The following is a 14,025-nucleotide window of genomic DNA, read 5'->3' as shown; positions in this document are numbered from 1 at the left end:
TTAGTTCCTTTCATCTTACTAAGTCTTATAACTTAAACAATATAAAAAAATAAAAGCTGAATTTACTATCATTGTAAATTCAGCCTTTTTATATGAGTCTTCTTTTTTTAAATAACAAGTTACTATGCTAGTCTATTATGTTTTCAACTACTTAGTATCTTTTAATTTCCCATTCCTTAGGTACTAGCCCTCTATATTTATTATTAAAGTACCTATCATCTATAAGTAATAATCTTCCCCGATCCTCTTCTGTTCTAATTACTCTTCCAGCAGCTTGAAGCACTTTATTAACTCCAGGATAAACATAAGAATAATCAAATCCCTTATCCTTATAATAATCCTTTATTATATCTCCCTCTTTAGATATTCTAGGGAACCCCACTCCAACAACTATACTTCCAATTAACCTTTTACCTGGTAAATCTATTCCCTCTGAAAATATTCCTCCAACAACACAAAAGGCTGTTATTTGGGATTCTACTCTAAATCTACTTATAAAGACTTCTCTCTCTTCTTCATTTAACATTTCACCTTGGAGATATGTATTTTTTTCTCCATATAACTCAACATATTTTTCATATACTTTATTTAAATAATCATAAGAAGGCATAAACACCATATAATTTCCACTTATCTCATTTATAAATTTATTAATTAACTTACATACACTTTCAATATTTCCCGCCCTTTGGTTATATCTCATATTAAGTGGATATCCATATATTTCAAAATTCTCTTTCTTAAATGGCGATGCCAATGTCATTCTATAGCTATCCTTATTTCCACCAAGTAAATCTATATAATAATTTAAAGGGGTTAATGTTGCTGAAAATAATATAGTTGAATAACTTTCTCTAACTACATTAGCTAAATTCTTTGATGGATTAACACAAAATAACTTTACTCTTACTTCACTTTTATCCACTTCTACTAATGTTACATATTCCTCTGAATATAACTCAGCTACAGAAAGAAAACTCCTAATATCAAAGTATAAATCTAAAACATCCTCATATGCAGATGTTCCTACGCCTCTAACTAAATATTCATCCCCTTCTTTTAATGCTACTCTTAGTAATCTGTATAATTCATTATATTCCTCTTTATTATATATACTATTTTTTTCTAGTTCTTGAACTTCACTTCTAATATTACCTAATTCCTTATTTATAGCATATAATGATTTATATAAAGTTGGCACTGTGCCTTTTACTAATCTACTTACTAATAAAACTTTACTTTTATAAATTTCAGCACTAAACATTTCTCTTGCTCTGCTAACCAAATTATGTGATTCATCAATTAAAATAATATTTTCACTTCCATCAGCTTCAAATATTCTCTTTAATCTAACTCTAGGATCAAAAGCATAATTATAATCACAAATAATAGCATCACACCATACACTTAAATCTAGAGATAATTCAAAAGGACATAATTTAAATTCTCTTGCATATTTCTCTATTATTTCTCTGGAAATATTCTTTTCTTTGCTAATAACTTCAAAAACTACTTCATTTGCTTTTCCAAAATAATTTACTGCATATTCACAATCATCTGGATTACACTTTACCTTATCTTTAAAACATATTTTTTCTTTAGATGTTAATGTAATATTTCTGCATTTAAGACCTTTTCCTTTTAGCTTAATAAAAGCTTCCTCTGCAACTGTTCTTGTGATTGTTTTTGCAGTTAAATATATTATTCTCTTCCCCTTGCCTTCTCCTAAAGCCTTTATAGAAGGATAAATAGTTGATATTGTTTTTCCTATTCCAGTTGGTGCTTGTGCAAAAAGCATACTTTTTTGCTTTATAGTTTTATAACAATTAAGCGCCAGCTCTCTTTGGCCTTTTCTATATGTATCAAATGGAAACTCTAAAGATTTAATAGATACATCTCTTTCTTTATTTAACTTTCCCTTTAGTTTTACCCACTTACTATATTCATTTATAATATTATATACAAATTCCTCCAGTTCTTTTAATTCATATACTTTATCAAAACTTTTAACTTCATTTGTTTCTATATTATAATAACTAAGTCTTACACTAATATTACTTAATGCATTTTTCTCCCCATATATATATGCATAAAATTTTCCTTGAGCCCAATGTAGCTCATTATATTCTTCCTCTATAAAAATTAATGATTTAAAAGTAGATTTAATTTCTTCTATAATAACTAAATCATTTTCAAATATTATACCATCACATCGTCCCTCTACATTTAAAACAATATTATCTATATAAAATTCCCTTTCTAGTTTAACTTCCTTTTCATAATTCTTATATATAGTTGCATTGCTAGCTTGCAACTTTTGATGAGCTAATGTTCCTTCTAAGGCTCTATTCTTTCCCATATATCTATCATCTAAATGTCCTCTTCTAAGAACAAATTCAATAACACCTCTAACCGAATCCCTTATTTTAACCCTTGTATCCATTTCATTTACCTATCCTCATTTTTCTATATAGATATTATACCCTAATATTTCACTTTAAAGAGTTTAAATGAAATAACAAGTCAAATATTCTAAATATATTGTTTTGGAAGTCCCTTAAATAAATAAAGACCTTAGATTTATTGAAAATCTAAGATCTTTTAAATAATTTTCCATATTTTTTATATACCTAATCTTCTTCATGAAATTCATTAACTACTTTTTGAACTAGTTTTTTAATAGCACTTGCTTGAGCAATTAATGACATTACTGAAACAAATGTTCTTATACTATTTTCATCTTTATCATTTAAATCTAAACCTTTTATAATATCTTCTAATCTTTCTTCTTCTACCGATGGCGTACTTAAATTCTCATTAAAGCTTTTACTTTGAGTTTCTGAGAATATTTTATAAGCCACTTCCCATGATATTATATCATCTGATCTCTCATTGATCTCATTAAAGGCTAAACTAAATACCTTTTTAATTTCTTCAGTTGTTAAAACTGGTCTCATATAACTTAATAATACTAATTGGACTAAATGTATTTTAGTATATCCTCTTTTTTTCCCATCCTCAGGTTTAGTTATAACTTCACTCTTTATATAATTTTGAACTATATTATTAGTGTATTTATCCTCTGGAAATTTATCATTTAAAAAATCTATAACTTGAGATAGGAAAAGGTCATACTTAGGAAGCTCATCATAGGAAACCATATTATTCTTAGACATCTCTTCCGTAGTTTGCCTTATATAATCTGCATCAATTTTTTTAACCATATTATATCCACCTTTACCTTTTAATTAATCTTATATTTTAATTATATAGTACCCATAAACTTATTACAAGTTACTTCTGCCTATTTTATATTTTTTTTTACTAATTCCATTTTTTATATACTATATTTATGTTTTTATAGCTTAAATTAAATATTCCAAATACTTTTTTCAATATATGTAAACTTAACTATTTAAGAAATTATGTATTTCGACATATTAAAAAATTATAAATCCAGAATTATTTTTACATATTTTGTATATTTTATTTTATGTTTTTAAGTTTGCTTAAGTCTATTATTTAATTACTACTCTTATAAACAAGTGTACAAGCCATTTGTTTATAACTACTATTTAAATGGCAATTTATCAAATTACTCTTGACTTTTCTAATTTATGGTAGTATATTTTATTTACGGAGTTTTTTTATATAAGTATTTTATAATTTGAAAAAATTATTTCACTTTTATATTGACTTTTAATTACATATTTAGTATTATTGAGTTGCAAGATGTCGAAACTTGTTTCAAGGAGGAATTTAAAATGAAATCAACTGGTGTAGTAAGAAGAGTAGATGAATTAGGAAGAATAGTTATTCCTATAGAATTAAGAAGAACTTTAGATATCGCTGAAAAAGATGCATTAGAAATTTATGTAGATGGTGAACAAATCATATTAAAGAAATACCAACCTGCATGTATCTTCTGTGGAGATGCTAGAGATGTTACTAATTATAAAGGTAAGAATATCTGTAAAAACTGTATGGCTGAATTAAAAAGTTAATTTTGTCATTTTTACAGTTTAAAGAATAGTTTTAAGAGATTTTTTTCTCAAACTATTCTAACCCCGTAGATTTACATAATCTACGGGGTTATTTAATTAGGTCTATATATATGTAAGAGACCTTCAAATAAATAGCAAGTCAGTATACTATAATTCAGTTGAGTATTTATATACTTCATTCTTTGGTAAATTTCTTTCTTTAGCAACTATTTTAATTGCTTGTTTTTTATCTATTCCAGATTCAATAGTTTTTAAAATATGATCCTGTATACTTAAATCACTCCATAACGCTTCTTTTTCTGCTTTGATTTCTTCTTCTGATTTACCCTCTACAACTAAAACAAACTCCCCCCTAGGTCTCTTCTCAACAAAATGATTAATGCAATCTTCTATAGATCCTCTTACTATTTCTTCATGAAGTTTAGTTAGTTCTCTACAAGCTGCAATTTTTCTATTTCCCAAGTTATCTTTTAAGTAAGTTAGTGTATCTAGCAACCTATGCGGTGCCTCATAAAACACTAATGTTTCTTTAGCATTTATTATTTCCTCTATAATAATTTTTCTATCTTTATTTTCCCTTGGTAAAAACCCTCTAAATAAAAATTTAGTAGTATCTAATCCTGAATATACTACTGCTGTTGTTATAGCCGTTGCCCCCGGCAGAACTTCAAAAGCTATCCCCTTTTCTATACACTTAGCCACAATAACACTTCCAGGATCAGAAATACCTGGAGTTCCTGCATCGCTAACTAAAGCTATATTTAAACCTTCTGCAAGTTTAGTTATTATATTTTCACTTTGTCCTTGTTCATTATGTTGATGATAGCTGTATAATTTCTTTTTTATATTAAAATGATTAAGTAACTTCAGAGTTTGTCTTGTATCCTCTGCTGCTATAATATCTGCATTTTGTAGGACTTCTAATGCTCTTAATGTTATATCCTTTAAATTACCTATTGGTGTTGGAACTAAATATAGTTTTCCATAAGCCATAATTATTCCTCTCTTCCGTAAATTTTATTTATTTCATCTGAATACGTTCCATCTTCATTATATACATATAGCGAAGGTTCCCACTTTAAAAATGATCCACCATCTCTCTGCCCTTCTACTAATACAATATTAGGTGGTTTCTTAGAGTTTGGATGAATAAGTTTTACTCTCTTAGGTTCTATATTATATTTTCTCATTAACTCAAATATATCTATAAGTCTTTCCGGTCTATGTACCATATACATACGTCCATTATCTTTAAGTAGCTTTTTAGCAGATGCTATAACATCCTCTAGGTTGCATAAAACCTCATGCCTTGCTATTGCAAGCTTATCATCAGGGTTTACTATACCTGCATTATTTAACTTGTATGGTGGGTTTACAGTTAACACATCATATCTACCTAATTCACTAAGTAACTTCTTATCCTTCAAATCACCATGTACAAAAGATATTTTATCTTGTAATTTATTAAGTTTAACACTTCTTTCTGCCATTTCTACCATATCATCTTGAATTTCTAAACCAATAACACTTTCTGGCTCATATTTTCCCCAAAGTAAAAATGGTACTATCCCTGTTCCAGTACATATATCTATAACTTTATGTTTTCTTTTAACATTTGCAAAATCAGCTAAAAGAACTGCATCTACTCCAAATCTAAATCCAGCATTCTTTTGAATTAAATGAAGACCCTTTAATTGAAGATCATCTATAGCTTCATTTTCTAATAAACTCACTTTTTCTTCCATGATATCATCCTTTTTATCTTCTTTTTTCCTAATTATAACCCACTCCTATATAATTGACAATTAAGTTTAAATAACATAACAAAAAAAAAGACTAAGCAGATACGCTTAGTCTTTTAATTACTATTATAATATTCTTCTTGCTGAATTAAATGATGTAACTGGAGATATCTTAACCTTCTCTCCTGGTTGTGGAGCATTTATATAATTACCATTACCAACATATATTCCAACGTGATCTAATCCATATGTGAATACTAAGTCTCCTGGTTGTAATTCAGCTTGAGAAACTGCACGACCTTGGCCTGCTTGGTTCCATGTAGTTCTACCTATTTCTATTCCGGCCGCATTTCTATATACAAAGCTTGTAAGTCCTGAACAATCAAATGTATCAGCACCTGCTGCTCCATATACATAATCTCTTCCTAAGTATTGATATGCATAATTAACAATTGCGCTTCCTGAACTAGATGATCCACTTCCTGAACCAGCTGATCCATTTCCTGAACTAGCTCCCCCATCGCCTCTACTAGGCATATTAGTATCAACATATGCCTGTGCTTGTGCTTCAGCTTCAGCTTCTGCTTTAGCTTTAGCTTCTTCTTCTAATTGGTAAATTCTTTCCTTACCCTTTTCAATATAGATATCCACTTCTGCTGTTACAGTAGGACTCTTAAGTTGATTCTCTTTAATACTTCTTAATTGATTTATAGCTGCTTGAAGAGTATCACTTGAATCTTGTGAGTTATTTATCATATCAAATTGAGCTTGAACTAAGCTTCTTTCTACAACTGATAAATATTCTAAATCAAACTTATCCTGTTCTATTTTCGCTTCTGCACTAAGAACTTCTTGTTCTTTTCTCTTAACCTCAAATTCGTCTAAATTCTTTTTAGTTTCTTCATTAAGTGTTGCTATTTCTTTTGCGTTCTGTTCTAATAAAGCTGTTTTTTGATCTAATTTTTCTTTTTTCTCTAGTAATTCACTTACAACTTTTTTATCAATATTAACTAGTTTACTAGTAGAATCAACCTTATTTATAAGATCGCTGAAACTATCTGCAGTAAATAGAATCATCAAGTAACTACTTTGTCCACCTGATTTATATAACTCTCTTAATCTGTTCCCTAAAACTTCTTCTTTTTCTGCGATTTCTATCTTTGAGGTTTCAATATCTTTTTTAGTGTTTTCCACCTCATCTTTTATATCTTGCATCTTTATTTTATTTTCTTCTACTTTTGCCACTAATGGATCTATTTCTGCATTTAAGCTATATATCTTACTTTTTATATTCTCTATCTTCTTATTTATGTCTTCGTATTTATTTTGGCTCTCAATTACTTCTTGGCTTGGTGTTGCAAATACAGTCACCCCAGAAGTTAAAACTAATGCCACTGCTAAAACAGCTGATAAGATTCTTTTTTTCATAAGCTATACGGTCCTTAGACCTCCCCCTCTCAAATATATTATGTTACCATTATATCACTTATTAAGTGCTTGGACAATGGTAAATTTTAAAAAATGAGCTGTTAAGCTGATGTAAATGTATTCTATACATATCCAAACTAAGATTTACTCGTTTTTATTTGCAAGATTTTTTCATCTATAATTTATTTATATGTTTAAATTATTATATTATTATCATTTATAATCAAACCTTATATTTTTTCCCTGCTACCTTTTGTGCTACAGTTGCCATTAACATAAACAATATAAATATTATTACTATATAATTTGACTTTTGCTCTAATAAATAATCCAATATCATTAATACTAATCCTATAATTCCTACCGATATATTAAACTTACCATTAAAGCAAATATATTTTTCGGTATCCTTATACATACTACTAATAATTAATATTTCTTTTAATTTTTTACTCTTTAACATGATAAATCCCATTATTATAAATCCCATACTTGCAATGCCTATAATAATTGTTGTTACATTCATTTTTATAATCTCCTTTTAATATGTCGCGTAGCCTAGGCTACACTTATTTTATTTACTATATTAATATAATAAATTCCTCTTTTCAACACTTTATTATATAAAACTATTGACATATGTACATATAATTATATATAATGGTAACATACTTCGGGGTGTGGCGCAGATGGGAGCGTGCGTGGTTTGGGACCATGAGGCCGCAGGTTCAATCCCTGTCACCCCGACCATAGTAAAAGGTAGGTTATAAAACCTACCTTTTTTGTCGTAGTAAATTCCTACATTTTCTATTTTAATGGATATGAAAAAAACAAACTAGAATCTCATTAGTTATTTTTTAAAGATCGCTAATTATTTTTATCATAGCTATTTTCTAAGTACTCCTTACCCTCCCTGAATCTTTCATCCATCCCTTCCCCCTTACAAAAGGCTAATACTATAGGAATAATTGCAATATATATGCATACTATAATTAATGGCATGTTAATCCTCTCCTTATATAATTTGTATATTCTATTGTTAGTATTTACAAAAACATAAATATTAAGTACTAAATTTACTAAAATATAAATATTTTTATACTTTAGTAAATTTAGTTATGAAACACATCTTAAAAATGACTAAAATTCAACAATTATTTTATTCTTATGCGCAGAAAGAAAATAACAAGCCAGAGATTCTAAAGATATTTGTGCTATTCGAAGAACCATAAAATTCGTATATTGAGTCTATATAAAGTGTGTGATTATTAAACATAGCTTAAAATAGAGTAAAATCTAACTAATTATTTCTTGAAGCTTACTTAGAATTTTAGATAACGTTTACTATCTCTGTTTTTCTTAAATATTATAGTAATTATAATTATTGTTAAACTTATTACTATATCATTAATATCTATCAACTCTATATAATATCTATACACCTCCATAGCCTCTATGCTGTTTTTTATAATTCATAACCACTATTACTTTAATACGCCTCCATTAAGCTTGTGTAGCTATTTCAGTCTATACAGAGATACAAAGAATAATAAATATATTTACATTGTATTCATTTACTCAGTTTTGTTGATTAATCTTTTATATTTGTTATAATAATATTAATATACTTGAATTTCTAAAAATTGTGAGTATATTTTTTTATATTCTTCTAAAATTATTTATACTATACTGATAATACTAAATAGATATTTATATGAATTTACATATTTTAAATAATAATGGTCTAAAAGTGCACTAGCCTATTCACTTGTTTTTTTAATATATAACGAAGGGAAGGAAGTTTATATGCATAATATGAAAGCAGCAATTTTTGATTTAGATGGAACTTTAGTTGACTCTATGTGGGTTTGGGAACAAATTGATAAAGAATATTTGAAAGAAAGAGGACATTCTGTACCATTAAACCTTAACGATAAAATAAATCATCTAAGCTTTAATGAAACTGCACTGTATTTCAAAGAAACCTTTAGCTTAGAAGATTCTTTAGAAACTATTATGGATGATTGGACTACTATGGCTTATATTCATTATTCACAAAATATACATCTAAAAGAAGGTGCGTTAGACTTCTTAAAAAAACTAAAATCTTCTGGGATAAAAATTGGACTAGCTACTAGTAACTCAGTTACACTATTAGAAGCCGTTCTTAAAAATAATAATATTTATTCCTATTTTGACTGTATTACTACTACTGATGAAGTTTCTAATGGTAAAGATAACCCCGATGTATATTTATTAGCTGCAAAAAGATTAGGTGTTAATCCTTCTCAGTGTGTTGTTTTTGAAGATATTATACCAGCTATCATAGGCGCTAAGGCTGCAAATATGAAGACTATTGCTATATTTGATAAAGCTGCTGAGCATAATAGAGATGAATTGATTAATCTAGCTGATAAATATATTCTCAGCTATAATGAAATAATTGAATTTGTACCTGTTAAAGTATCTTGATTTGTTATTTCTTTAATGTAGCTAAAGTACATATTAAAATTTTATTTACTATTTTAATTTAAGACACGTGAAAAAAAACTCTCAACTATTAAGTTGAGAGTTTTTTATTAAAATCTTTTTACGCCGTGTTTAACTTCTAATTCTTTAACTACGTCTAAGTATTTTCTTTGTTGTCTTTCTTGAATTAAGTTATTTACTATTTGTTCTTTAACAGTTTCAAATTCTGAAGCATTTCCTTCTGTCTTTGCTTCAACTTTTATTAAATGATATCCGAATTGTGTTTTAACTGGCTCACTTACTGTTTCTAGATCTAAAGTAAACGCAACATCTTCAAATTCAGGAACCATCATTCCTCTGCTAAAATCACCTAGGCTTCCACCTTGTTCTTTTGATGGACAGCTTGAATATTTCATGGCAGCTTCTTCAAAAGTACATTCTTTACTTTGTATTTCTTCTCTTATCTTAGCACATTCTTCTTCATCCTGAACTAATATGTGCTTAGCTGATACTGTAGCTTTTTCTGCAAAAGATTCCTTATTATTATTATAGTACTCTAATGATTCTTCATCAGTAACAGTTACTTCTGCAAGAACCTTATTTATTGTTATTTGAGTTAAAAGATCCTTTTCTAATGCAATTAAATTATTCTTGTATTCTTCAGTTTCATTTAATTTCATTTCTGCACCTAATCTACTCATTAATTCAAATGATATAAATTGTTCTAATAATTGCTTTTTAGCTTCTTCTGTTCCAAAATAAGCTCTCTTATCTTCTGGATATCTCATTATTATTTGTTGTAAATCTGATTCCTTTACCTCAACGCCTGATATACTTGCTAAAACTTTATTTTCCATAACTAATCTCCTTTTTGTTTGTTAGTATTTCCTAACACTTATTATATCAGAATTCAATTAAATGTATAATATAAATATACTTAAATTTGCTAAAATAATTTATTAATCTATATTTACTAGTTATTTTTTAGAGATTATTACAACCTATTTAAGTATTTCCTTTTAAACACACTTAATATATTATATCTATTGATAATAATTATTTATAGATGTATAATTAAATAAAATTTGTTAGGAGGTATTCATATGATAGAAGTCGGAAACTCAGTTCCTAATTTTTCTTTAATTGGTTCTGATAATAATTTACATAGCCTTAGTGATTATAAAGGTAAGAAAGTAATACTTTACTTCTACCCAAGAGATAACACTCCTGGTTGCACAACTGAGGCCTGTGAATTTAGAGATAATAACAAACAAATAATTGATTCTAATACTATAATACTAGGTATTAGCAAGGATACTTTAGCATCTCATGTTAAATTTATTACTAAATTTGATCTACCCTTTATATTACTAAGTGATGAAGAAAAAACTGTGTGCAATCTATTTGATGTAATAAAAGAAAAAAATATGTATGGTAAAAAAGTGCTAGGAATTGAAAGAAGTACTTTCTTAATTGATGAAAATGGGATTCTAATAAAAGAATATAGAAAAGTTAAGGTTAAAGGACATGTTGATTCAATAATTGAGGAATTTTTCAATTAAGTACCACTTATAAAGTCATCTTATTAGAAACTTATATGTTCTAAAACGACTAAAAATCCAGTAGCAAATTATTATAATATTACTACTGGATTTTTATATTTATAAATTATATTAAAAAATCTACTTTATATCCTATGTATTTCTCTTCTTTTTTAATTTACATAATATTATATAAATCAAAAAAGACTAACTTAAGTTAGTCTTTTTTTGGTGGCTTCACTAGGAATCGAACCTAGGACACGTGGATCTTCAATCCACTGCTCTACCAACTGAGCTATGAAGCCATACTGACCTGGCGACGTCCTACTCTCCCACACAGCTGCCCGTGCAGTACCATTAGCGCTGTAGAGCTTAACTTTCCTGTTCGGAATGGAAAGGAGTGTTTCCTCTACGCCATCATCACCAGATGGTTTAGATCCTAAATCATAGATTTAGTCTCTTATATTTAATTTTATCAGAGTTTTGTTCTCTGAAAATTGCACATGAATTATTGTAAATTGGTCAAGCCCTCGACCTATTAGTATCAGTCAGCTAAATATGTTGCCATACTTACACCTCTGACCTATCAACCTCGTGTTCTTCAAGGGGTCTTACTAGCTTATGCTATGGGAAATCTCATCTTGAGGGAGGCTTCACGCTTAGATGCTTTCAGCGTTTATCCCGTCCCGACTTAGCTACCCAGCGATGCTCCTGGCGGAACAACTGGTGCACCATAGGTCGGTCCATCCCGGTCCTCTCGTACTAAGGACAGCTCCTCTCAAATTTCCTACGCCCGCGACGGATAGGGACCGAACTGTCTCACGACGTTCTGAACCCAGCTCGCGTGCCGCTTTAATGGGCGAACAGCCCAACCCTTGGGACCTACTACAGCCCCAGGATGCGACGAGCCGACATCGAGGTGCCAAACCTCCCCGTCGATGTGGACTCTTGGGGGAGATCAGCCTGTTATCCCCGAGGTAGCTTTTATCCGTTGAGCGATGGCCCTCCCACGAGGTACCACCGGATCACTAAGTCCGACTTTCGTCCCTGCTCCACTTGTAGGTGTCGCAGTCAGGCTCCCTTCTGCCTTTGCACTCTTCGAACGATTTCCGACCGTTCTGAGGGAACCTTTGAGCGCCTCCGTTACTTTTTAGGAGGCGACCGCCCCAGTCAAACTGCCCACCTAACAATGTCCTGTCACCAGTTTCATGGCGTCCAGTTAGAACCTCAGTACTGTCAGGGTGGTATCCCAAGGATGACTCCACCAAGGCTAACGCCCTAGCTTCCCAGTCTCCCACCTATCCTGTACAGACAATACCGAAATTCAATGCTAAGCTACAGTAAAGCTCTACGGGGTCTTTCCGTCCAATCGCGGGTAGCGAGCATCTTCACTCGCACTACAACTTCGCCGGATTTGCAGTTGAGACAGTGCTCAAGTCATTACTCCATTCGTGCGGGTCAGAACTTACCTGACAAGGAATTTCGCTACCTTAGGACCGTTATAGTTACGGCCGCCGTTTACTGGGGCTTAAGTTCACACCTTCGCTTGCGCTAAGCATTCCCCTTAACCTTCCAGCACCGGGCAGGAGTCAGCCCCTATACATCAGCTTACGCTTTAGCAGAGACCTGTGTTTTTGTTAAACAGTTGCTTGAGCCTATTCTCTGCGGCCTGCTCTCGCAGGCACCCCTTCTCCCGAAGTTACGGGGTTAATTTGCCTAGTTCCTTAACTGCAATTCTTCCGATGGTCTTAGGATTCTCTCCTCACCTACCTGTGTCGGTTTGCGGTACGGGCACTACTTCTCTTTCTAGATGCTTTTCTTGGAAGCATGGAATCAGATACTTCAGCCTAAAAGGCCTTCCCCATTACGCCTCAGAATTGTTAAAGCGGATTTGCCTACCTTAACTCCCTAAACGCTTAGACTAGCATTTCCATTCGCTAGCACATCCTATCCTTCTCCGTCACACCATCGATAATAACGATTGTAGTGGTATTGGAATATCAACCAATTGTCCATCGCCTACGCCTTTCGGCCTCGGCTTAGGTCCCGACTAACCCTGGGCGGACGAGCCTTCCCCAGGAAACCTTAGGTTTTCGACCTGTAAGATTCTCACTTACATCTCGCTACTAATGCCAACATTCTCACTCGTAATCAGTCCACCGCTCCTTACGGTACGACTTCAGCCCGATTACGACGCTCCTCTACCGCTCGTATTAAATACAAGCCCGTAGCTTCGGTGGTAAGTTTGAGCCCCGGACATTTTCGGCGCAGGATCTCTTGACTAGTGAGCTATTACGCACTCTTTCAATGAATGGCTGCTTCTGAGCCAACATCCTAGTTGTCTTTGAAATCCCACATCCTTTTCCACTTAACTTACACTTTGGGACCTTAGCTGACGATCTGGGCTTTTTCCCTTTCGACCATGGATCTTATCATTCATAGTCTGACTGCCGGACTAATAGTATATGGCATTCGGAGTTTGATAAGGTTCAGTAAGCGATACGCCCCCTAGCCCATTCAGTGCTCTACCTCCATTACTCATATCCGACGCTAGCCCTAAAGCTATTTCGAGGAGAACCAGCTATCTCCGAGTTCGATTGGAATTTCTCCGCTATCCACAGCTCATCCCATGCTTTTTCAACAGCAACGTGGTTCGGTCCTCCACGGGGTTTTACCCCCGCTTCAACCTGGCCATGGATAGGTCACTCGGTTTCGGGTCTACGGCATGCAACTAGTCGCCCTATTAAGACTTGGTTTCCCTTCGGCTCCGTACCTTAAGTACTTAACCTTGCTACATACCGTAACTCGTTGGCTCGTTCTACAAAAAGCACATCATCACCC

11 protein-coding genes, 2 tRNA genes and 2 rRNA genes (1 of these 15 cut by a window edge) are annotated in these 14,025 nt (G+C 31.6%); 4 read left to right on the top strand and 11 right to left on the bottom strand.

Features of this window, described 5'->3' with window-relative positions; all coding sequences use genetic code 11:
• Positions 1-151: 151 nt before the first annotated feature.
• Positions 152-2,443 carry an ATP-dependent DNA helicase gene (locus J1C67_RS07230; RefSeq protein ID WP_167866080.1) on the bottom strand — a complete coding sequence of 764 codons (2,292 nt, stop codon included), beginning with the start codon at positions 2,441-2,443 and terminating at the stop codon, positions 152-154.
• A 187-nt stretch (positions 2,444-2,630) separates the two neighbouring features.
• On the bottom strand, positions 2,631-3,224 hold the full coding sequence (locus J1C67_RS07225) for a DUF1836 domain-containing protein (protein ID WP_167866081.1): 594 nt from the start codon (positions 3,222-3,224) through the stop codon (positions 2,631-2,633).
• 540 nt (positions 3,225-3,764) lie between these two features.
• Here J1C67_RS07225 and J1C67_RS07220 point away from each other — a divergent pair.
• Positions 3,765-4,004, top strand: a complete 240-nt coding sequence (locus tag J1C67_RS07220; protein ID WP_089967542.1) for an AbrB/MazE/SpoVT family DNA-binding domain-containing protein — start codon at positions 3,765-3,767, stop codon at positions 4,002-4,004.
• Positions 4,005-4,151: 147 nt separating this feature from the next.
• Here the strand turns inward: J1C67_RS07220 and rsmI are convergent, their stop codons facing one another.
• The 4 genes from rsmI to J1C67_RS07200 form a co-directional block, all read right to left on the bottom strand.
• Positions 4,152-4,997, bottom strand: a complete 846-nt coding sequence (gene rsmI, locus J1C67_RS07215) for a 16S rRNA (cytidine(1402)-2'-O)-methyltransferase (protein WP_167866082.1) — start codon at positions 4,995-4,997, stop codon at positions 4,152-4,154.
• A 2-nt stretch (positions 4,998-4,999) separates the two neighbouring features.
• Entirely contained in the window at positions 5,000-5,749 is a 750-nt protein-coding gene (locus J1C67_RS07210; protein WP_089967548.1) for a tRNA1(Val) (adenine(37)-N6)-methyltransferase, read from the bottom strand.
• A gap of 123 nt (positions 5,750-5,872) precedes the next feature.
• Positions 5,873-7,174 (bottom strand): C40 family peptidase, encoded by a 1,302-nt coding sequence (locus J1C67_RS07205; protein ID WP_167866083.1) that lies wholly within the window; start codon positions 7,172-7,174, stop codon positions 5,873-5,875.
• Between the two features lie 223 nt (positions 7,175-7,397).
• Positions 7,398-7,700, bottom strand: a complete 303-nt coding sequence (locus J1C67_RS07200; RefSeq protein WP_167866084.1) for a hypothetical protein — start codon at positions 7,698-7,700, stop codon at positions 7,398-7,400.
• Between the two features lie 148 nt (positions 7,701-7,848).
• On the opposite strand from J1C67_RS07200, the gene J1C67_RS07195 reads away from it, so the two are divergent.
• Positions 7,849-7,924 (top strand) — tRNA-Pro (locus J1C67_RS07195).
• Between the two features lie 117 nt (positions 7,925-8,041).
• Here the strand turns inward: J1C67_RS07195 and J1C67_RS19645 are convergent.
• Complete coding sequence (locus J1C67_RS19645) at positions 8,042-8,176, bottom strand: hypothetical protein (RefSeq protein WP_279286170.1); 135 nt, start codon at positions 8,174-8,176, stop codon at positions 8,042-8,044.
• 804 nt (positions 8,177-8,980) lie between these two features.
• Here J1C67_RS19645 and J1C67_RS07190 point away from each other — a divergent pair.
• Positions 8,981-9,646: an HAD family hydrolase gene (locus J1C67_RS07190; protein WP_167866085.1), complete on the top strand. Its 666-nt coding sequence runs from the start codon at positions 8,981-8,983 to the stop codon at positions 9,644-9,646.
• Positions 9,647-9,753: 107 nt separating this feature from the next.
• On the opposite strand, the gene J1C67_RS07185 is transcribed toward J1C67_RS07190, so the two are convergent.
• Entirely contained in the window at positions 9,754-10,500 is a 747-nt protein-coding gene (locus tag J1C67_RS07185) for a peptidylprolyl isomerase (RefSeq protein ID WP_089967560.1), read from the bottom strand.
• A 246-nt stretch (positions 10,501-10,746) separates the two neighbouring features.
• On the opposite strand from J1C67_RS07185, the gene J1C67_RS07180 reads away from it, so the two are divergent.
• Positions 10,747-11,205, top strand: coding sequence for a peroxiredoxin (locus J1C67_RS07180; RefSeq protein WP_089967563.1), 459 nt, complete (start codon positions 10,747-10,749; stop codon positions 11,203-11,205).
• A gap of 208 nt (positions 11,206-11,413) precedes the next feature.
• Here J1C67_RS07180 and J1C67_RS07175 read toward each other — a convergent pair.
• The 3 genes from J1C67_RS07175 to J1C67_RS07165 all read right to left on the bottom strand — a co-directional run.
• A tRNA-Phe gene (locus J1C67_RS07175) sits at positions 11,414-11,489 on the bottom strand.
• A 6-nt stretch (positions 11,490-11,495) separates the two neighbouring features.
• Positions 11,496-11,612: ribosomal RNA gene (rrf, locus tag J1C67_RS07170) — 5S ribosomal RNA — on the bottom strand.
• 90 nt (positions 11,613-11,702) lie between these two features.
• A 23S ribosomal RNA gene (locus J1C67_RS07165) occupies positions 11,703-14,025 on the bottom strand (it continues 583 nt past the right edge of the window).

Origin of the sequence: Clostridium gasigenes (assembly GCF_017348895.1) — a bacterium.
GTDB classification, from domain to species: domain Bacteria; phylum Bacillota; class Clostridia; order Clostridiales; family Clostridiaceae; genus Clostridium; species Clostridium gasigenes.
This window is presented reverse-complemented; position numbering and strand designations above follow the sequence as displayed.